The sequence below is a fragment of the Enterobacter sp. 296B2 genome (assembly GCF_034106185.1).
In the GTDB taxonomy this organism is placed as follows: Bacteria; Pseudomonadota; Gammaproteobacteria; order Enterobacterales; family Enterobacteriaceae; genus Enterobacter; species Enterobacter cloacae_N.
The window spans coordinates 1-18,808 of record NZ_JAWNCA010000001.1 but is presented as its reverse complement, the minus strand read 5'-3'; the positions used below and the strand labels follow the sequence as shown (position 1 = coordinate 18,808).

Here is an 18,808-nt window from a genome sequence, read left to right as displayed (position 1 = left end):
AGCTTAGTTCAGGATTAAAAGTCCGTTAGCTCAGCGGATTTAACCGCTTCGTCTATTCTTTATGAAATAACTCACTACCGGGAATACTATGCAGATTCGAAAAGGATTAAATACCGATCTCCCACGCCTTGAATGCTGTGACTTTTCTTTCACCATTAGCCGCATCGCCAGAGAGCCTTTTATCCACGGTGATTTGCATATCGAAGCCGTTGCCGAGCCCTGGATAAAAACCTACGAGCTCGACATCCAAACCCTTGAAAACCACTGCGTTAATCCGGATGCCATCTTTCTTGTTGCTGAAACGGATGACGGTGAAATAGCCGGATTTATTACCGCTTCGATCGGCTGGAATAAATTTATCTCAGTGGATTACATCGCCGTGGAGCGCACGAAACGCCGAACCGGCGCCGCGCAAAAGCTGATGGCCGCCGCGCACGTCTGGGCCCGGAGCGTAAACGCGCCGGGATTACGGCTTGAAACACAAAATGTGAACGTCTCTGCCTGTCTGTTTTACCGTCACTACGGGTTTACCCTGGGCGGATACGATCGTTATCTCTACAACGCCTTGCCGGAAAAAGACGAAGTCGCCCTGTTCTGGTATTACATGCTGGTGTAGCGATGCAGCCTTCATATTTCTGTCATTGAACTTCATTACGCTTTCGGGATTTTAACCACGGTGTTGAGGAAAGAAGTGTGAATTCAATGGCTAAGGCATTACTGCTGGTATTACCTGTTATGAGTGCAGCGGCAGCGGCGACGGCCGCCGGGCGCGAGTTGTGTGAACCCAAAGCGTACGAAATGGCGCTGCGCTATCAGCAGAAATCGGCAGAGATTATGGCCCTTCAGCTGCAGACGTATCGGTTTGCCACCGAGCGTTTTAACGAGAAGTTAAAGGATCTGAAAACGCCTGAAAATTACGCCGTAGTAATGGACCTGGATGAAACGGTGCTGGATAACACCCCCCTGCTGGTGCGCGACATGGGGCAGTGTCACGACTATACGAAATGGGATACCTGGAGCGACTGGGAGAAGCAGGGAAAACCCGGCTTAATTCCGGGAGCGAAGGCATTTCTTGACCATGTGAATCAAAGCAAGGTCCGTATCTATTACGTCTCGGACCGCATGCAGGAAAATAAAGCCGATACGCTCAGAACGTTAACAGCCCTGGGACTTCCGCAGGTGTCCGATGAAAGCGTGCTTCTGGATACGGTCAGCAAGGAAGAGCGTCGCCAGAGCATCCTCAAAAAGCAGCAGATCGTGATGCTGTTTGGCGACAGCCTGCCGGATTTCGCCGTGCAGTTTAAAAACAAAAAGCCGAGCGAGCAGCAGCGCGAGCTGGTTGAGGCCAGCGCGGAACACTTCGGTAATGACTGGATTGTGCTGCCTAATGCCGCTTATGGCTCCTGGTCGAAAGCTTCCCTGGACAACTGGAAACCATAAGCGCAGGCCTGGAATTTTGCCGGGTAGCGCTGCGCTTACCCAGCCTACCTACTAAGTGTAGGCCCGTGCAAGCGTAGCGCCGCCGGGCGATACTCACATTTTGTGGGATGCTAAATATTCATCAACATCCAGCCAAATCATGCATTAATGCCCTCCACCGTTAACCCAGGCGAGGGGGTCGCTCTGAAGGCATTCGCGGTTTTATCCATCATTACCTGAGCGTCAGTGCCTGAATCCAGCACGGTATTTTGTACCGATGCCGTTTCAATCTGGACGGTTGTCACCGTCAGCGTGTCAAGGCCATCGGTCGCCAGTAACGCACTCACCTGGGTAGAGAAACACGCGCTGGCGGCTGCCACAGCCTCTTCAACATTGGTTTCGGTTGTGGCAACAATATAATTATCAGAAATATAATTTCCTTTACCCGCAGCCACCCGAATAATGACCGGCGTCGCGCCAGATGGGGTTATATATTGCGTATCAATGGCCTCGGAAATATGGTTGGCAATGACGGAATTATTATCACCACTGATATAAAGCAGGCCATATAAATCATCTAACCCGTTATTGTAGCTCTGCATCGGCCCCCAGGGTTCTCGCTCGCGGAAGAAATGGTTTGACGATACCAGGTTTTCAGCGCTGCCTTCTTCAATGACCAGCATGCCTGGATAAAACGAATGGAATCGGTTGCTGCTGATTGAAGAACGAACCACCCCGGAGAAATGCACGCTGCTTTTTCCGCGCGGAAATATATTGTTGGCGGTAATTAAAAGGCCGCCGAAGTTTTCAGCGTAAATAGAGTAGCCTCTGTAGCCCGCACCAATCAGGTTATCAGTGATTTTTGACGCCTGACCGGAACCACGCAACTCAATGCAATTACCACATTCCGCGATAAAGTTGTTATGGATAGCCAGGGCATCAGCATTATAAATCGTCACGCCGTGCTCAAGATAAACCAGACCCATACCGCTGATGCGGAAGGAGTCTTGTGCGCTCGCTATGTAAATGCCGGTCTTGCCGTTAAGGTAGCTATTCTCCGGGTCATTGCTTCCAGAACCGTCATCAACAAAGTGCAGTCCGTCGATGCAAAAATCAGCAAACTCAACCGAGCTTATCCGCGGGTCGCCACTGCGCGCAATATAGAATGCGGCTCCAGTAGATTCCTCGTCTCCCTCTTCGGGTGATAAATCCACCAGGACACGGCTGCCACCGGGCCATAATTCATGCCAGTTTGACCAATCAGTTTCTGGGGTATTAAAGCGAATACTGGAAGACGTAAAACCATGCCCGGACCCCATGATTTTTAGATAACTAATATCAATTACAACCTGTGTAAGAAGATGATAATCGCCGGGTGGAATATAAATCACCGCACCGGGTTTACCGCCTTCATTTACATTGGTATTTGTCTGCCGACTCTTAATGTCTGCGATAATGCTATTAATCACTTCACCAATGTCATTATATGGATTACCTGTATTCCACTCTGTGACATCGTAATAATTGTTACTGGACATGTGTAAAATCCTTCTGGTCAATTAACATACAGCTGGTTTGTTGCAACGCGTAAGTGGTTTTTTTCCAATTCACGTTTAGCGAGCTCAACTTTGATTTTCTCGAGGAATATATTATTCAGTTTGAAATAGCGCACTATCCACGCGCTAAAGAAATAGCTCACCATCGGTAATAACGAAAACATCATAATAATCCCCTGGATAGTCTGTGGATTTTGTTGAGTCTGATTCGCAACATAACCGGTCCAGGACAATATCCATGCGACAATAGCTCCGGCGACAGCCAGACCCATTTTCAGCATGAAAAGATTCCCGGCAAAAGAAATACCGGTCAGACGTTTACCAAACTTCCAGTCACCGTAATCGTCGACATCGGACATCATTGCCCATAAAATCGGCCCAGACTGAATTAAGTGCAGAATATTAATGACGATAAACAGCGTCAGTAGCGGAGTCAGTGAATGCGGATCGACAAACCACAGGGCAAACGAAAGTATGCCGAGAATAATATTTATAATCCGAAAGAGTTTAACTTTATCCAAACGATCGGTCAGCGGTTTAGCAATGACGCTACCTAGCATGTTGCAGGCCACGCCGAGAGCCATAAAGAAGGTGATAAATCCTACAGATGCTTGCATCACATAGGTAGCATAATAGATGGTTACCGCCCCCCGAATAAATGCTGGAAAAACGTTCAGGAAGGTAATGGTGATCATCAGCAGCCATTGGTCATTTTTAATGATGTCGTTAAGATCCTTTCTTAAGGAGTCATTGGTCTTAATTGAGACCACGCGCTCTTTGATACTGGAGAAACAGAACAAGAACATTAATGTGGCGGCTCCCCCCATGATCATCATGGTCAATTGAAAGCCAGATGCCCGATTACCGTCTCCCAGCCAATCGGTTAACGGCAAAATGGAGGAGGAAACAATCAGCGTGGCGAGACCATTAAGGAAGAAGCGCCATGAGAGACAGCCCAGACGCTCTTTTTGATTAAGCGTAATAACACCAGCAACCGAGCAGTAAGGGATGTTTATTGCTGTATAAATCAGAGACATAACAAGATAGGTAACCCATGCATAAATGATCTTCCCATTCATGCTCAGGTCTGGAGTGGTAAACATCAAAACTGCGCCCAGCCCAAACGGTACAGCCATCCACAGCAGCCACGGCCGGAACTTACCCCAGCGGGTTTGTGTACGATCGCAAATTGCGCCCATGACGGGGTCGCTGAAGGCGTCAAAAATACGGATTACCAGAAAAAGGGTCCCAACAATACCGGCATCAAGGCCATACACGTCGGTATAAAACCAGGTCAGATATAGCGCCAGCACGCTCCAGATCATACATGACCCAGAATCGCCCATACCGTAGCCGATTTTTTCTTTCAGACTCAATTTTTCATAAGCGCTGTGTTTATCTGCGGCTGTCATATATATCCTTAAAGGTTGATAGTAAATACAAAGCAAGGTCTACCCTGAGAAGTCAGGGAAACATTACCCTCTTCCAATTGCGTGTAATAAATAAATACTTAAAGCGTAGTAATATTAAGGGTGATGCTGCTATCACGGATAATCAGGCGAGAGTCGATTTCAATCATTTCGATGCTTTCCTGTTTGTTTTGATTATTGACCATCTGAAATGCCAGATGCGCAATTTCATTTATCGGCTGTGTGATACTGGTAATTTTCTTAGTCTGCGCCAGTAGCGTATTATCGAAACTGATGATAGCAATGTCCTGTGGAATGCATAACCCCTTAGCATTCAACCCGTCAATAATATAGCTAGCAGCTACATCGTTATAGATCATCAGGCCCGTGCATACCGTTTTTCGGCTGGCTAGCTTTTCTATAATATCGTCAAGAATACTGATATGGCCTGATATTTTTTCACCCTCACCTTTTGCTATCCAGAATTGGTTCTGGGGATTAAGCGCTATTCCGTGGCCGGTGATTTTTTTACTCCAGGCTGATACTTTTCGATTGTCTACGCCCTCCTGTGCAATAAAACCTAGTGCGGTATGTCCGGTCTGGATAAAATGATCCGCAATCTTTTCCGCGCCTTTGCTCTGATCAATCGACACCGAGTTAAAAAAACGGGAAACCTGTGTCACCACGGCTACCGGAATGTGTGTTGCGGTAAGCCACTGAGCAATCTCAGCTTCCGCTTCCGTCGGAACCCACAGCAGGCTGTCAATTCCCATTCCGATCAGGGTATGAACGATCTGTTTATCCTGCTGCGCCTGGTTCTGGTGCGTTTTAACGATCACCGTTTTGCCAATGTATCGCGCTTCTTCCTCAAACGTCGTCAACAGTTCGCAGAAATGTGGATTGACCAGATTCGGCAGCACGACGGCTATAAGACCTGAGCATTTACCACTCAGTTGAATCGCGCTTTTATGGGGTACATAACACAGGTAATCCATCGCATCACGTACTGCCCGACGCGTTTCGGGCACCACGCTTGGATGATTGTTCAGCACTCGCGATACGGTAGCTGTTGATACTCCAGCTTTTTTTGCGACGTCTTTAATGGAAGCCATAATGATGAAATGTACCCTTTAAACTGTGACGTCACTATAAAGTGTGATAGAGGTCTAAAATGTAAGCCAGTTCACATGTTGTTTCGTTACATGAATTCCAGTTCACGCTCTCATTTTTCCCTTAGCGTTGCGAAACGTTAGCCGCCCTTTCCCACTGTACCTATCCATTCCGTTTATAGGTCCTATCATTTCCGGGCAGGTTCTTATACTTTTACGGAGCAGTAAGATGAGCACTTTCAAAGGAGACTCGTATGCTTACCGTGAAAAAACTTGCTCTTTCCACGCTGATTTCAAGTTCAATGCTTTTTTACCCTGCGCTGCAGGCCTCGGCGGAGACGCCGCAGCACGTCGTTAAACAATCGGCAGGCGGTTACAGCGTGCAGGTCGGCGACGTTGTGGTGACCTCGTTTACCGACGGGACCGTCGCGCAGGATCTGCACAAGCTGCTGCGCCGGACCACAGAGCAAAAAACTGACGCACTGCTCGCGAAAAATTTCCAGACCAACCCGGCGGAAGTGTCCATCAATGCCTTTCTGATTGCGATGCCCGGACACAAAATCCTGGTCGATACCGGCTCCGGTCAGCTCTTTGGCTCCGGTAACGGCGGACGTCTGATTGAGAGCCTCGCCACTCAGGGAATCAAACCCGAGGACATCACTGAAGTCCTGCTGACCCACGCCCATTCCGACCATGCGGGCGGCCTGGTGAAAGACGGCAAGGTGGTGTTCAGCAACGCGCGCGTTTACGTCGGCAAACCGGACGTCGACTTTTTCTTTAACGATGAGAATCAGAAAAAAACCGGCTACGGCCAGAACTACTTTGACGTCGCGCAGAAAACCTTAAAGCCCTATCTTGACGCCGGCAAAGTGGTGCCGTTTAGCGGAACCTCTGAGATTCTTCCGGGGCTTACCGGCACGGTTCACCCCGGACACACGCCGGGTTCGGCCTTCTACACGCTTGAAAGTAAAGGCGAGAAGATCACCTTCATCGGTGACGTTATTCACGTTGCGGCGGTCCAGTTCCCGCAGCCTGAGGTTACTATTGCCTACGATCAGGATCAGGACGGCGCAGCCCGCGTGCGCGAGCATGCGTTCGCAGAGTTTGTGAAAAACAGAGACCTGGTTGCCGCGCCCCATCTGCCTTTCCCGGGCATCGGGTATGTGACGAAAGGAGAGAAAGGCGGCTATGCCTGGGTACCTGTCACCTATACCAACCGGGACGCCAGCAGCGCGAAATAAGATGGCGCCCGTTTCTGAGATGGACATAGACCTGCTCCTGACGCTGGACGCTCTGCTTCAGGACAGGAACATCACCCACGCGGCCGCGCGGCTGGGCATCAGCCAGCCCGCGCTGTCCGCTCGCCTGGCGCGTCTGCGCGCGCTCTTTGGCGAACCGCTATTTATTCCTTCTCCGCATGGACGCGGGGTGTTACCCACGCCGAGAGCGGAAGCGCTGAAGCCGCAGGTAGAGATTGTTTTGCGCGGCATTAGCGCGATGTTTGCCCCCGCCGCGTTTGATGCGAAGACCAGCACCCGGACCTTTGTCATCGCGCTGCATGAAAACCCGGCGCTGATGCTGGGCACCGGGCTGCTTAACCAGGTGGTAGCCGATGCTCCCGGCATCCGCCTGCGCTTCGCCCTGCCGGAGATGGCTGCCCTGCCACAGCAGCTGGAAAAAGGTGATGTCGATATCTATATCGGCGTGAGCGCGGGTGCCCATGACGGCTGGGTAAGGCGCAAACTGCTCGACGACGCGTTTGCCACCGCCCAGCGCAAAGGCCATCCGCGCGGGACCGGTGCGTTAGACCTGGAAAGCTACTGCGCGCTTTCCCATCTGGTAGTGTCGTCGGCCGGGGATCCGTTTACCGGCTTTGTCGATCAAACCCTGGCCGGGCTGGGCCATCAGCGGCACGTCGCGATGTCCACCCAGAGCTACGCAATGGCGCCTGCGCTTGTCGCCGGTACCGACCTCGTTTGCACCTTACCGGAACGGATGCTGCGACAGTTCGCCAGCACGCTGGATATTTTTCCCCCGCCGCTGCCGCTCCAGCCGATTACCATTTACATGTACTGGCACCCGAAAAACAGCCGGGATCCGGCGAGCGTCTGGCTGCGCGAGCAGCTGCTGGAGGCGGCCGGGCGTCAGGTGTGATCGAGGGTAACCAGAAACTTTTTAAGCACTTCTGAGCGAATAATCCGGTGGCAAACCAGCGTCAGCTCGCTTTCCCGGAGCCGGTCCAGGATGTCCACGTAAACCACATTCTCGACGCTCACCGCCTTTGCCGACGTCGGCAACAGCGCCAGGCCAAATCCGGCCGAGACAAGGCTTATCACCGTGGGCACGTCAGTCGCGTTTTGTACCACGTCCGGCTGAAAGCCCGCGCCGCTACAGGCGTCAAAAAAATACTGTTCCAGCCCCATTCCCTCCGGGTCGCGCAGGGAGATCCATTTTTCATCTTTCACCGACGAAAGAGTCAGCGCGGACGATCCCGCCAGCGGATGCTGACGATAAAGCGCCAGGACCGTTTTCTCTGACGCGAACGGGCGGCTTTGCAGATCGTCAGGCAGCGACGGCAGCGGTGCCCGGATAATGGCCACATCCAGCTGGTTACTCTGCACAGCAGCGTAGAGCGTCTGCACGTTTCCCGTCACCAGCGACATGGTAATGGCCGGCCAGCGCGTGTGCATCTGGCGCAGCGCAGTGGGCAACCTGCCGTCAAACATCGCGCTCGATACGCACCCCAGGTTTAACACCCCCTGCTCACCTCGTGCCGTTTGTCTGGCGTCCAGAACCGCCTGCTCGGTCAGGGAGATGGCGAGCCTGGCTTTCACCAGAAACGCTTCGCCCGCAGGCGTCAGGGTTAAGCGGCGGTTCGCCCGGCTAAAGAGCGTAACGCCTAAACGTTCTTCCAGCGCCTTTATCTGCTGGCTTAACGCCGGCTGCGCCATGTTCAGACGCTCGGCGGCCCGATGCATGTGGAGCTCTTCGGCAACGACGATGAAATTGCGCATCTGACGAAACTGCACGGAACGCCTCCTTATATTGATATGAATTCACTTATCAATTTAACAATAATGATGCAATTGATGCTATTGGTCATTGCCATAAAAATGGAGGTATTCAAACGAGGGAGGAAAATATGGAAAACCCGATCAACGATCTCCGCAGCGCCATCGCCCTGCTTCAGCGCCACGAAGGGCACTATCTTGAAACCGATTATCCGGTCGATCCCAACGCGGAGCTGGCGGGTGTGTACCGTCATATCGGCGCGGGCGGTACGGTAAAACGTCCGACGCGCATTGGCCCGGCCATGATGTTCAACAGCGTGAAGGGCTATCCGGGCTCCCGCATTCTGGTGGGCATGCACGCCAGCCGCGAGCGCGCGGCGCTGCTCTTGGGCTGCGAGCCCTCTGAGCTGGCAAAACACGTCGGCCAGGCGGTGAAAAAGCCGGTCGCCCCCGTTGTCGTCCCCGCCTCGCAGGCGCCGTGTCAGGAGCAGGTTTTCTACGCTGACGATCCTGACTTCGACCTGCGTAAGCTCCTTCCGGCACCGACCAATACGCCGATTGATGCAGGCCCGTTCTTCTGCCTGGGGCTGGTGCTGGCAAGCGATCCTGAAGATAGCTCGCTGACGGATGTCACCATTCACCGCCTCTGCGTCCAGGAGCGCGACGAGCTTTCTATGTTCCTTGCCGCCGGCCGGCATATCGAAGTCTTCCGCAAAAAGGCGGAAGAGGCCGGAAAACCGCTGCCGGTGACCATCAACATGGGGCTCGACCCGGCCATCTATATCGGCGCGTGCTTTGAGGCCCCTACCACCCCGTTTGGCTACAACGAGCTGGGCGTCGCCGGGGCGCTGCGCCAGCAGCCGGTCGAGTTGGTACAGGGCGTGGCGGTAAAAGAGAAAGCGATAGCGCGGGCGGAGATTATCATCGAGGGTGAACTGCTCCCGGGCGTGCGCGTAAGAGAAGATCAGCACACCAACACCGGCCACGCGATGCCGGAGTTCCCGGGCTACTGCGGCGAGGCGAACCCCTCCCTGCCCGTGATCAAAGTGAAAGCGGTGACCATGCGAAACCACGCGATCCTGCAAACGCTGGTGGGCCCGGGGGAGGAACATACCACGCTGGCCGGTTTGCCGACGGAGGCCAGCATCCGCAATGCCGTTGAGGAGGCGATTCCTGGCTTCCTGCAAAACGTCTATGCGCATACCGCAGGCGGCGGCAAGTTCCTCGGCATACTGCAGGTGAAAAAACGCCAGCCGTCGGACGAAGGACGTCAGGGCCAGGCGGCGCTTATCGCCTTAGCCACCTATTCGGAATTGAAGAACATCATTCTTGTCGACGAAGACGTGGATATTTTCGACAGCGACGACATCCTGTGGGCGATGACTACCCGCATGCAGGGCGATGTCAGCATTACCAATATTCCGGGGATCCGCGGCCACCAGCTGGATCCGTCCCAGTCGCCGGAGTACAGCACCTCGATTCGCGGAAACGGCATCTCCTGCAAGACCATCTTCGACTGCACGGTGCCGTGGGCGCTGAAGGACCGCTTCGAGCGCGCACCGTTTATGGAGGTGGATCCGCGTCCGTGGGCGCCGGAGCTGTTTAAAGACAAAAAGTAAACGGACATTTCTCTTTTCTTCACCCCTCAGGGGTGAAGAATCTCACGCTAAAATTGCCGCTTCCCCTGCTTTCTTGTACCCTTTCACCGGTAAACCCACCCCCACTAAAACTGAGACCTTCGACACCTATGACTGCACACATTTCCAAAGATCCTTTACATGGCGTAACGCTGGAGATGATGGTCAACGCCCTTGTGGCGAAATATGGCTGGAGCGAGTTGGGTGACCGCATCAAAATTAACTGTTTCAGAAGGGATCCCAGCATTAAATCGAGCCTGAAATTTCTGCGCCGCACCCCATGGGCGCGGGCGGAAGTTGAAGCCCTGTATCTGGACTCCCTCAACGATGAGGAAAGCACAGAACAGGCGGTGCCCACCTTTAATCCCTGGGCTAACAGTCGGATTATCAAGAGCTAATACGCAAATGACGCGACACGTAAAACGGATCGGTGCGCTGGCTGCCTGCGCACTTTTACTTGTAAGCTGCTCCTCAAAACCACCCAAATCACTGGTTACCCCTCTCCCCACCGCGAGCAAACCGACACCGCAGGCCAACGCGCCGATGCGCGGGATCTGGCTGGCGACCGTCTCGCGTCTCGACTGGCCACCGGTGGCCTCGGTGAATGGCCGCAGCGCCGACCAGCGCATCGCCATGCAAAAGCAGGCGCTCACCAGCAAGCTCGACAATCTTAAGCACCTCGGGATTAACACGGTATTTTTCCAGGTGAAGCCGGACAGCACCGCGCTCTGGTCATCAAAAATTTTACCGTGGTCGGATATGCTGACGGGCAACATCGGCGAGTACCCGGGATACGACCCGCTGCAGTTTATGCTGGATGAAGCGCACAAGCGCGGCATGAAGGTCCATGCCTGGTTTAACCCATACCGCGTGTCGACCAACACGAAGCCGTCAACCATCGCCGCGCTGAACCGAACCTCATCTCTCTCTCCGTCCAGCGTCTATGTGCAGCATCCGGAATGGGTGCGCGTCTCCGGCGATCGTTTTGTTCTCGACCCAGGCATTCCCGAAGTGCGCGACTGGATAACCAAAGTGGTGACCGAAGTGGTGGCGAACTACCCGGTAGACGGCGTGCAGTTTGATGATTATTTCTATGCCGAATCGCCGGGATCCGCGCTCAACGACGCGCAGACCTGGCGACAGTACGGCCAGGGATTTGCCTCAAAGGCCGACTGGCGAAGACACAACACGCAGCAGCTGATCGTGCAGGTGTCCCGCGCGATTAAACAGACGAAGCCCGACGTTGAGTTTGGCGTCAGCCCGGCGGGCGTGTGGCGTAACCGCTCCTTTGACCCGGCAGGCTCGGACACCCGCGGCGCCGCGGCTTATGATGAATCCTACGCAGATACGCGTCAGTGGGTTCAACAGGGCTTGCTCGACTACATCGCGCCGCAGATTTACTGGCCCTTCTCCCGGGACGCCGCGCGCTACGACGTCCTGACCAAATGGTGGGCCGACGTGGTGAAGCCGACCCACACGCGCCTGTATATCGGCATTGCGTTCTACAAGGTGGGCGAGCCCTCGAAAAATGAGCCGGACTGGACGGTTCAGGGCGGCGTGCCGGAGCTGAAAAAGCAGCTCGATCTCAACGATTCGCTGCCCAACGTCAACGGCACCATCCTGTTCCGGGAAGATTACCTGAACCAGCCGCAGACGCAGCAGGCGGTGAACTATCTGAAAGGGCGCTGGGGAAGCTAAGTAACCATCAGGCAGAAACGGGGCGTTTCTGCCTGATTTTTTTACGGCTTCGGCCCGAACATCGCCTCAAGCTGCTGCGCGTCCGGCATTCCGACCACCTGCTGTAGCTCATTGTCTGCATTCAGATAGTAAATGGCCGGCGTGGCGTTAGCGCCCAGGCTGTCCATCAGCGTCTGGTGCTTCTGCAGGATCTCTACCGTTTCACGGGAAGCGTCCCCTTCTGGCCTGGGCAATTTTTTCCCACCAGAAAGCTCGTATTCACGCCAGGCGGAGACCGGATCTTTCGCATTCAGGATCGCAGAGGCGTTGCGCCCGCTGTTAGGGTTGAGAAACGCCACCAGCAGCGTGTTGAGCTGAACCTTGCCCGCCTTCACCCACGGCTGCGCTTCGGCCCAGAACTGCTTGCAGTACGGGCAGAACGGATCGGCGAAGACGAAGACCTTACGCGGGGCGTTATCTGCCCCTTCCTTCAGGGGATGCGCCGCGTTCAGGTTCTTCCACATCTCGCGTCCCATCGGAGCGTAGATCTCTTTCTGGAAATAGCCCTCGCTGAGGTTTTTTCCTTTGTCATCGTACAGATAGCCCGAAATGACGTGCTTGCCGTCCGGCGTTAAAAAGATCGTCACGCCCATGTCCTGATATTGCCCCAGCCAGACCGGTGCGCCGCCGGGAGCATCAAGTTTCTTAATGATTTTAATCTGCTGCTGCTCGCTGAACTGCGTCACCACATCCGGTATGGTATCAGCGGCCTGGGTCAGCCCTGAGGTCACCAGCGCCGAAAGTAACAATAATTTTTTCATTTCCCTCTCCGGTTTGTCGGGGGCATTCCGCCCCCTTCAGGTTAGCGGTTTTTCAGAGTGTCACTGACCATTTCGTCGAACTGTTCAAATGGAACCCAGCCGGGCAGCAGCCCTTCGCCGATAAGCGTGGCGGGCGTGCCCTGAATTCCCATTTTTTCTGCGACGATCAGGCTGCGTTTGATCGACACCATACTTTCATCATCCGGCGCGGTGACGCTCACCCCGGCCCGTTTTTGCGCCTCCTGAATGCTGGCGTCATCGTGGTATCCCTTTTTTGCCATCAGGGTATGGTTAAATTTCATAAACTGCTCGGGATGCGCGCGCCAGACGGTTAACGCGTCACGGGCGGCGGTCAATGAACTTTCCGAGCGGAAAGGTAAAAACTTAAAGACCACCGCAACATCCGGGTGTTTTTCGACGATCTTCTCCAGGTACGGATCGAATTTCTTACAGTACGGGCAGTTGTAGTCGGTAAACACCACCAGGGTGAGCTTTGGATTTTTCGCGCCGATACGCGGTGAGTTCGGATCGTTAAACAGGAAATCAGCGATCATTTTCTGCGCGCGCTGCTCCTGGTCCGGCGTCAGCGGCTGGGCAGCGAACACCTGAAGCGGGGCCAGCAGGAGCAGAAGCGTTATAAGGAATTTTTTCATGACACAGTTAGCCTTTTGCGTTGTTCAGGGTGGTGACCAGGGTGCGCTTATCCAGCAGCGGGGAGAGGATCTCCCCCTCAGGCGTGCCGGGGCCATACACCTCATTAAAGGGAATGGCGTAGCGGTTTCGCTTCGCCAGAAAATCCGCGATTAGCGCGGAGGGCTGGCTCCAGTCTCCGCGCAGGGCCACCACGTCCGGCTGCCTCAGCGCGGCAATAACGTCCGGCTGGGTCAGTACCCGATGCTCGTTAACTTTGCAGGTCACGCACCAGTCCGCGGAGATATCCACAAACACCCGTTTCCCCTGCGCCAGCGCCAGCTGGATGGCCTCCTCGCTGAGCGGCTGCCACGGGATAGTCTGAGAGTCATTCCGCGCCACGGCGTCAGACGGTGAGTTAAGCAACCCGCGCAGCTGATACCCGCCGAACACCGACAGCGCGATAACCACGAACCAGAACAACGGCGAAGAGGTTTGCCCCTTCTTCGCGAACAGCGCCAGCGCGATAGCGATCAGCACCAGCATCACGATCTGGCTGACCGCCTCGCCCAGATGCAGGCTCAGCAGCGTGACCAGCCAGAGGCTGGAGGCCAGCATCATCAGGCCCAGGATCGTTTTGAGCGTGTTCATCCAGCGGCCGGGTTTTGGCAGCAGCATGGCCGTTTTCGGCACCAGGGCGACAAACAGCCACGGCAGGCTCATGCCCACGCCGAGCATCAGAAAGATGAGCCACAGGGAGTGCAGCGGCGCGCCAAGGGCAAAGGCAACCGCCGTACCGAGAAACGGTGCGGAGCACGGCGTCGCCAGCAGCGTGGCGAACATCCCTTCGCAGAAGCTGCCGCCGATCCCCGCTCCCCCTGCCGTCGCCAGCCGTCCTGCCGCAGAGGAAGGCAGCAGCATTTCAAACGCCCCAAACAGGTTCAGCGCAAACAGGAAGGTGACGGCGACCATCAGGCCGATAAACCACGGGTTCTGGAACTGAATGCCCCACCCCAGCGATGCCCCGGCCAGCTTCAGCGCGGTCACCATCGCGGCCAGCAGCATAAAGGAGGTAAGGATCCCGGCGCTGGTGGCCAGAAAGCGCAGCCTGATGGCGCGCCTGTCCGATCCTGCCTGCAGGATGCTGTTAAGCTTCATGCCCATGACCGGCAGCACGCAGGGCATCAGGTTCAGGATCAGTCCGCCCAGCAGGGCAAAGAGCACCATTTTACCCATCCCTTCAGGCGCGGAAGGCTCTGCGGGGGTTGCCCCAACGGTCATGGTAGTTTGCTGCGCGTTACCGCCATTAGTCAGCACAAACGACAGCCTCTTGCCTTCCAGCGAGGCGGGTTTATCGCCCCATTCGTCGGTCACGGGTACCGCCACCCGAAGCGTATTGCCGTCGTGCTTAATAACCGGCTCGCCGGGAAGAATGTCTCCCTCCAGCGGGTCAAAATAGATCCCTGGATTGACCCACTTCCCGTCCGTGGTGCCGGTAATCACCAGCTTGTCGCCAGAGAGCCAGGCGGAAAGATCTGCGGATACGCCAGACGTGCCCGGAACAGTGCGCATTGCTTGCTCGAACTCGCTACGGAAGCCCTCATCCACCGGCTGGGTAAAATCGAGATGCAGCGGGTAGTCCGTCAGCAGGCAGACGTTACTGCACGTCGAGAGTGTGAGCGTTCCGTCGAGTGTGTCGCCCTTCACTCCGTCGAGAACGATCGGAATCGTGACCTTATCGTGATACCCCTGCGTCGTCATGCCGGAGATATCGAAGCGCGATGGAACCGGCCAGGACCAGCTGTCCGTTACGCCTTCCGGCCAGCTGATTTTTGGCGCGACGCCGCCCTCTCCCGGCGATCGCCAGTAGGTTTTCCAGCCGGGTTTTAGCTCAACGGTGAGCAGGCCTTTTACGTGCGTTTGTTCCCTCTCCGCCTGAAAGCGGATGCGGGCGTGATCGTTTTGTGGGGAGACAAGCCAGCCGGTGTCTGCCGCATGGGCAATGCCGATGCAGGACAGCCACAGGAAGACGAATCCCCTGAAGAGGTTAACCATGTATTACTCCGTGAACAGTGAAAAATTATCGTGTGGTGACGATGATTTTCATTCACGGAAAACGCAGTTTTTAAGGTGTATTCGGGGAGGCGGTGCCTGAACGGGCTGTTCCGCGGGAGCAAAGGCCCGCCCTTGCGTCAGCAGCTGTAACAGCGCGAAGAAGATAATGATGGCCGGCAGCGCGCCGTCAAAGAACAGCGGCTGGGCACAAAGAAGCGACTGGGCGCCTAACTGGCAGGGCGATGGCCCGGACTGCTCGGTGCTGCTTTGCGATGGGGCATCTGCACTCAGTGAAATCTGCGGATCCAGTCCCTGTAAAAAATGGTTGAGCATCACCGCACGCTGCACGAGGCAAAGCGCCATCGCGAGACAGGTGATAATCAAAAGCCATTTTCCGAGGAGCTGACGGTTGCGCATAATATTCCAGAGTAACAGGACGCCCCGATCATAAACGATAGTGATGAATCTACAAGTGCCCGGAGTGTAAGGTTTTGTCTGTCGCCGCTATTCACCCGTCAGCGCGTCGTAGATATCCCGCAGCCGCGTACGCAGAAACAGCACCGCCTTGTGCTTGCGGGATAACAGCGCCTGCTCTGTGGCCCCCGTCTCCTCTGCCAGCATTTTAATGCTGTAGCCGTGCAGCTCGGTCTTTTCAAACACCTCGCGCTGCGGCGGCGGCAGTTCAGACAGCGCCTGCCCCAGCTCTTCCCACAGCAGCGTTTTGAGATACTCCTCCTCTGGCGTTTGCGGTACGCCGAACAGGGTTTCGGCCAGCTCGTCTTCGGGGAAACCCTCTTCGTCTTCGCCAGTAAAATAGCCGGAGAGCGACACCTCGCGCTTTTTACGCGCCCGGTCGGTCATCTCGTTACGCGCCGCGCGGAACAGCCAGGCCGCGACGTTTTCGACCGGCTGCTCCACTTTCATCAGCTGAAAGGTCACTTCCTGCAAAATGTCGTCGGCATCATCGCGAACGGACGTTCGTCCGCGAATGAAGGCTTTCAGCCGGGCGCGGCAGGCGTTGAGCGCCGACATCAGCATGGATCCGCCCGTCTCCCCGGCTTTCATTTCGCTCACTCGGTTTCCGGCGCTTTTGGCGCGGCGTCATCGCGCTTATCGTCACGATGGCCATGCCAGCCGCAGTGACCACGACCGTGGCGACCAAAGCCTTCGCGGCGCTGCTGAATAAACGCCTCACGCTGCTCGGGCGTCATGTTCATCCAGCGCTCGTGCATCCGGCGGTGCGCGCCAAACATCCCGGGGCGGAAACCTAACCCGCCAAACAGAATGCGGCTCAGCACCAGAATCCCCAGCGCCTGCCAGAATCCGATGGCCTTCACGCCGAGGATCGCCGGGAGCAAGGCGTTCCACAGGGACATCACCAGCAGGCCGAGCACGATGAAAATTACCGCGCCGATGATTAAACCCTTGCCCATACGGTGGCGACCGAATCCGCGCCCGTGACCCCTGCCGTGCAGTTCAAAATCTCTCATGGTGTTTACCTCGTTTATCGTAACTGATTATGGCTTGTGATGAGGTAGACGGATGAGGAAGGGAAATATTGCTGGGGTGAATATAAAATTTTTTGTGCTGCGGAAACTGGACTCATAGCGGTTAGGGCTGGCACTCGCTATGAGTCACCTTCAGACCATCATTTTTTGCGAATAATTCGCTTAACGAATGCGATAGCGATGGCGGCCAGTATGATCGACACCAGAGCGAGGAAGATGAGCAAGGACAATAGTGGATTTAACAAGCCACCTAAACTGGTGAAGTCGCTGATATGACCAAGTTGCTCGGACGTGCATACACGCAGAATGATCTCAGGGATAATAAGCAAAAATATAATGACGGTCAGGACATAAACCAGAGCACTCTTGCTTCTCAATCATGATCAATAATAATAAGATAAAATGATACTGCAAGGTTATAAAAATGACACAAACTATTTGCAACTAAAAATGCAATCGAACAAACATTATCGCCGCACCCACTAGACATGTATAAAAATGCATAAATTAACTCAAGAAAAATTGAAAGCGAGAACTCAGAATCTCGTTGACTACGACGGATGCTTTAAGTAAAACCATTTAATTCTATCAGAGTACAAGCTAGGCTTTAAGGCGTTTTGTTTAATGTATCATAATAAACCTTAAAGCCATAAAAATACTTCAAGCCCCCATCGCGGGGTTAATTAAAATATAAGTTATAATCCGGACTAAATATAATTCTTTTGTAATTAGCTTTATCAATTACTTCATCATCTTTCAATCCTGCAAGGATACGATCATATTCTTCACTGATCATTTTTTGCTCATACAAAAAATCCTTAATTTCCCTTCTTCTCTCAAAAGATTTCACCACAATAGTGTTTAAAATGCTATCAAGGTAATAATGTGCAATTTCCACCAAATTATCACGCGCTTTAACCTCACCTTGGTGAACAATTTCATTACGTATTAAATAGATTCGTTTAATATCAAACCTGATCTTTTCTTTTATTTTTTTACGAATTTCTTTAATGTGACCAACACTCCTTAACAATTTACTCGCTTCCCAAAGCTTATTCAGCAAAAGTGGCGAAGGTGAGCCCAATGATAACTCTTGCCCAATTTCCTTTAAAAGGGGTTCATGTTCTTTGAAGCATAATAACTGTGCTAATTTAACGTTATGAGCGTTGTCAGTTTTGTCAACCCTCTCTAGCAGAGACTCATAAAAATCCTTGTTCCAATTAAGAAGATAGGAATCAAGATCTTCAAGTTTTGATGCGAAATAATCGTTACATATTATATGAGTGAGATAATTCTCAACTTCACCAACATGGCTTCCTTTCCCAGTAACCAAGAGAGATTCAATACATATCCATAAATTGAGCAACTGAGCACTTAAGCTCTCAGTTTTTAACGCCAAAGCATGGAGCTCAATGCTTTGGTTAAATCGCTCAAAAGAGTGGTTACTCATTCTAAATCCTCGCAAAAAAACACCAAGGTTTTTTTTAGCATAATCAATACCGACATCAGCCGTTTTGGACATAATGTTTGCTGGCAGACTAAGCAATTTAACATGTTCTTTATTCTTATTATAAATTAAACAATCATTCGAGTACCAAAATTTTGATTTATGGTGCATAAAAGAAAATATATTTGATATTTTACTTAATTTCGCTCTCGCAAGAAAAACAGCATGCATATAATCTAAAGCTCGGACCTTACTACAAAGAATATATTTCACATCTTCACTTTTGAAAAACTTACGTTCTACTTTAAGTCCATACTTTGGTTGAGGCTCCGTTACATATGAAATTGAAAATATATCAAACCCCCCTTCTAAATCACCAGTTGCATTTGAACACTTAAAATAAACATCAAATTCTTTATTTCTTAAATCAAATAGCTCGAAATAATTAGTTAGATACGATGAGTCTTTAACTACGCCATCACTTAAATCATAGAAGAAAATTTTCTGAAGAAGGTAATATATACTAGAT

The 18,808-nt window shown here is 53.1% G+C and carries 18 protein-coding genes; 7 read left to right on the top strand and 11 right to left on the bottom strand.

The genetic code is table 11. The features are described 5' to 3' along the window. Nucleotides 1–88: 88 nt before the first annotated feature. Together URZ40_RS00090 and URZ40_RS00085 are read left to right on the top strand one after the other, a co-directional pair. Entirely contained in the window at nucleotides 89–616 is a 528-nt protein-coding gene (locus URZ40_RS00090) for a GNAT family N-acetyltransferase (RefSeq protein WP_080329141.1), read from the top strand. 77 nt (nucleotides 617–693) lie between these two features. Beyond that, a complete protein-coding gene (locus URZ40_RS00085; protein WP_320719525.1) occupies nucleotides 694–1,440 on the top strand; it encodes a 5'-nucleotidase, lipoprotein e(P4) family in 747 nt (248 codons plus the stop codon). A gap of 137 nt (nucleotides 1,441–1,577) precedes the next feature. On the opposite strand, the gene URZ40_RS00080 is transcribed toward URZ40_RS00085, so the two are convergent. From URZ40_RS00080 to URZ40_RS00070, 3 genes are all read right to left on the bottom strand, one after another. Continuing rightward, the gene (locus URZ40_RS00080) at nucleotides 1,578–2,957 is read right to left on the bottom strand and encodes a NosD domain-containing protein (RefSeq protein ID WP_320719524.1); all 1,380 of its coding nucleotides are present in this window, start codon (nucleotides 2,955–2,957) and stop codon (nucleotides 1,578–1,580) included. Between the two features lie 17 nt (nucleotides 2,958–2,974). Beyond that, nucleotides 2,975–4,387: a glycoside-pentoside-hexuronide (GPH):cation symporter gene (locus URZ40_RS00075; RefSeq protein ID WP_407065504.1), complete on the bottom strand. Its 1,413-nt coding sequence runs from the start codon at nucleotides 4,385–4,387 to the stop codon at nucleotides 2,975–2,977. Between the two features lie 98 nt (nucleotides 4,388–4,485). Beyond that, complete coding sequence (locus URZ40_RS00070; protein ID WP_320719523.1) at nucleotides 4,486–5,496, bottom strand: LacI family DNA-binding transcriptional regulator; 1,011 nt, start codon at nucleotides 5,494–5,496, stop codon at nucleotides 4,486–4,488. 251 nt (nucleotides 5,497–5,747) lie between these two features. Here URZ40_RS00070 and URZ40_RS00065 point away from each other — a divergent pair, with 251 nt between their 5' ends. Next, nucleotides 5,748–6,734, top strand: a complete 987-nt coding sequence (locus URZ40_RS00065; protein ID WP_320719522.1) for an MBL fold metallo-hydrolase — start codon at nucleotides 5,748–5,750, stop codon at nucleotides 6,732–6,734. Between the two features lies 1 nt (nucleotide 6,735). Beyond that, nucleotides 6,736–7,647: a LysR family transcriptional regulator gene (locus URZ40_RS00060; RefSeq protein ID WP_320719521.1), complete on the top strand. Its 912-nt coding sequence runs from the start codon at nucleotides 6,736–6,738 to the stop codon at nucleotides 7,645–7,647. On the opposite strand, the gene URZ40_RS00055 is transcribed toward URZ40_RS00060, so the two are convergent. Then, nucleotides 7,638–8,522: a LysR substrate-binding domain-containing protein gene (locus URZ40_RS00055; RefSeq protein WP_320719520.1), complete on the bottom strand. Its 885-nt coding sequence runs from the start codon at nucleotides 8,520–8,522 to the stop codon at nucleotides 7,638–7,640. The two genes, URZ40_RS00060 and URZ40_RS00055, sit on opposite strands and share 10 nt — an antisense overlap. 113 nt (nucleotides 8,523–8,635) lie before the next feature. Here URZ40_RS00055 and URZ40_RS00050 point away from each other — a divergent pair, with 113 nt between their 5' ends. From URZ40_RS00050 to URZ40_RS00040, 3 genes are all read left to right on the top strand, one after another. Next, nucleotides 8,636–10,123, top strand: a complete 1,488-nt coding sequence (locus URZ40_RS00050) for a UbiD family decarboxylase (RefSeq protein ID WP_320719519.1) — start codon at nucleotides 8,636–8,638, stop codon at nucleotides 10,121–10,123. Nucleotides 10,124–10,251: 128 nt separating this feature from the next. Then, nucleotides 10,252–10,539, top strand: coding sequence for a VF530 family protein (locus tag URZ40_RS00045; RefSeq protein WP_320719518.1), 288 nt, complete (start codon nucleotides 10,252–10,254; stop codon nucleotides 10,537–10,539). A 7-nt stretch (nucleotides 10,540–10,546) separates the two neighbouring features. Beyond that, nucleotides 10,547–11,839 carry a glycoside hydrolase family 10 protein gene (locus URZ40_RS00040; protein ID WP_163329461.1) on the top strand — a complete coding sequence of 431 codons (1,293 nt, stop codon included), beginning with the start codon at nucleotides 10,547–10,549 and terminating at the stop codon, nucleotides 11,837–11,839. A gap of 41 nt (nucleotides 11,840–11,880) precedes the next feature. Here URZ40_RS00040 and dsbG read toward each other — a convergent pair whose 3' ends face one another. The 7 genes from dsbG to URZ40_RS00005 all read right to left on the bottom strand — a co-directional run. Continuing rightward, entirely contained in the window at nucleotides 11,881–12,639 is a 759-nt protein-coding gene (gene dsbG / locus URZ40_RS00035; protein WP_320719517.1) for a thiol:disulfide interchange protein DsbG, read from the bottom strand. Nucleotides 12,640–12,680: 41 nt separating this feature from the next. Continuing rightward, entirely contained in the window at nucleotides 12,681–13,292 is a 612-nt protein-coding gene (locus tag URZ40_RS00030) for a DsbA family protein (RefSeq protein WP_320719516.1), read from the bottom strand. Between the two features lie 7 nt (nucleotides 13,293–13,299). Further along, on the bottom strand, nucleotides 13,300–15,324 hold the full coding sequence (locus URZ40_RS00025; protein ID WP_320719515.1) for a protein-disulfide reductase DsbD domain-containing protein: 2,025 nt from the start codon (nucleotides 15,322–15,324) through the stop codon (nucleotides 13,300–13,302). Nucleotides 15,325–15,372: 48 nt separating this feature from the next. Further along, nucleotides 15,373–15,741, bottom strand: a complete 369-nt coding sequence (locus URZ40_RS00020; RefSeq protein ID WP_320719514.1) for a hypothetical protein — start codon at nucleotides 15,739–15,741, stop codon at nucleotides 15,373–15,375. Nucleotides 15,742–15,828: 87 nt separating this feature from the next. Beyond that, nucleotides 15,829–16,389 carry an RNA polymerase sigma factor gene (locus URZ40_RS00015; protein ID WP_320719656.1) on the bottom strand — a complete coding sequence of 187 codons (561 nt, stop codon included), beginning with the start codon at nucleotides 16,387–16,389 and terminating at the stop codon, nucleotides 15,829–15,831. A gap of 5 nt (nucleotides 16,390–16,394) precedes the next feature. Further along, a complete protein-coding gene (locus URZ40_RS00010; protein ID WP_233003318.1) occupies nucleotides 16,395–16,814 on the bottom strand; it encodes a hypothetical protein in 420 nt (139 codons plus the stop codon). A gap of 697 nt (nucleotides 16,815–17,511) precedes the next feature. Next, nucleotides 17,512–18,808: HEPN domain-containing protein (locus URZ40_RS00005; protein ID WP_320719513.1), on the bottom strand; the 1,297-nt coding region annotated here is incomplete at its 5' end.

What these genes read in the sequence shown, in the direction of transcription:
- URZ40_RS00090 (WP_080329141.1), top strand. Translation starts at nt 89, where the DNA reads ATGCAGATTCGAAAAGGATTAAATACCGATCTCCCACGCCTTGAATGC.
- URZ40_RS00050 (WP_320719519.1), top strand. Translation starts at nt 8,636, where the DNA reads ATGGAAAACCCGATCAACGATCTCCGCAGCGCCATCGCCCTGCTTCAG.
- URZ40_RS00070 (WP_320719523.1), bottom strand. Translation starts at nt 5,496, where the DNA reads ATGGCTTCCATTAAAGACGTCGCAAAAAAAGCTGGAGTATCAACAGCT.
- URZ40_RS00030 (WP_320719516.1), bottom strand. Translation starts at nt 13,292, where the DNA reads ATGAAAAAATTCCTTATAACGCTTCTGCTCCTGCTGGCCCCGCTTCAG.
- URZ40_RS00020 (WP_320719514.1), bottom strand. Translation starts at nt 15,741, where the DNA reads ATGCGCAACCGTCAGCTCCTCGGAAAATGGCTTTTGATTATCACCTGT.
- dsbG (WP_320719517.1), bottom strand. Translation starts at nt 12,639, where the DNA reads ATGAAAAAATTATTGTTACTTTCGGCGCTGGTGACCTCAGGGCTGACC.
- URZ40_RS00075 (WP_407065504.1), bottom strand. Translation starts at nt 4,387, where the DNA reads ATGACAGCCGCAGATAAACACAGCGCTTATGAAAAATTGAGTCTGAAA.
- URZ40_RS00065 (WP_320719522.1), top strand. Translation starts at nt 5,748, where the DNA reads ATGCTTACCGTGAAAAAACTTGCTCTTTCCACGCTGATTTCAAGTTCA.
- URZ40_RS00060 (WP_320719521.1), top strand. Translation starts at nt 6,736, where the DNA reads ATGGCGCCCGTTTCTGAGATGGACATAGACCTGCTCCTGACGCTGGAC.
- URZ40_RS00010 (WP_233003318.1), bottom strand. Translation starts at nt 16,814, where the DNA reads ATGAGAGATTTTGAACTGCACGGCAGGGGTCACGGGCGCGGATTCGGT.
- URZ40_RS00015 (WP_320719656.1), bottom strand. Translation starts at nt 16,389, where the DNA reads ATGAAAGCCGGGGAGACGGGCGGATCCATGCTGATGTCGGCGCTCAAC.
- URZ40_RS00080 (WP_320719524.1), bottom strand. Translation starts at nt 2,957, where the DNA reads ATGTCCAGTAACAATTATTACGATGTCACAGAGTGGAATACAGGTAAT.
- URZ40_RS00045 (WP_320719518.1), top strand. Translation starts at nt 10,252, where the DNA reads ATGACTGCACACATTTCCAAAGATCCTTTACATGGCGTAACGCTGGAG.
- URZ40_RS00025 (WP_320719515.1), bottom strand. Translation starts at nt 15,324, where the DNA reads ATGGTTAACCTCTTCAGGGGATTCGTCTTCCTGTGGCTGTCCTGCATC.
- URZ40_RS00040 (WP_163329461.1), top strand. Translation starts at nt 10,547, where the DNA reads ATGACGCGACACGTAAAACGGATCGGTGCGCTGGCTGCCTGCGCACTT.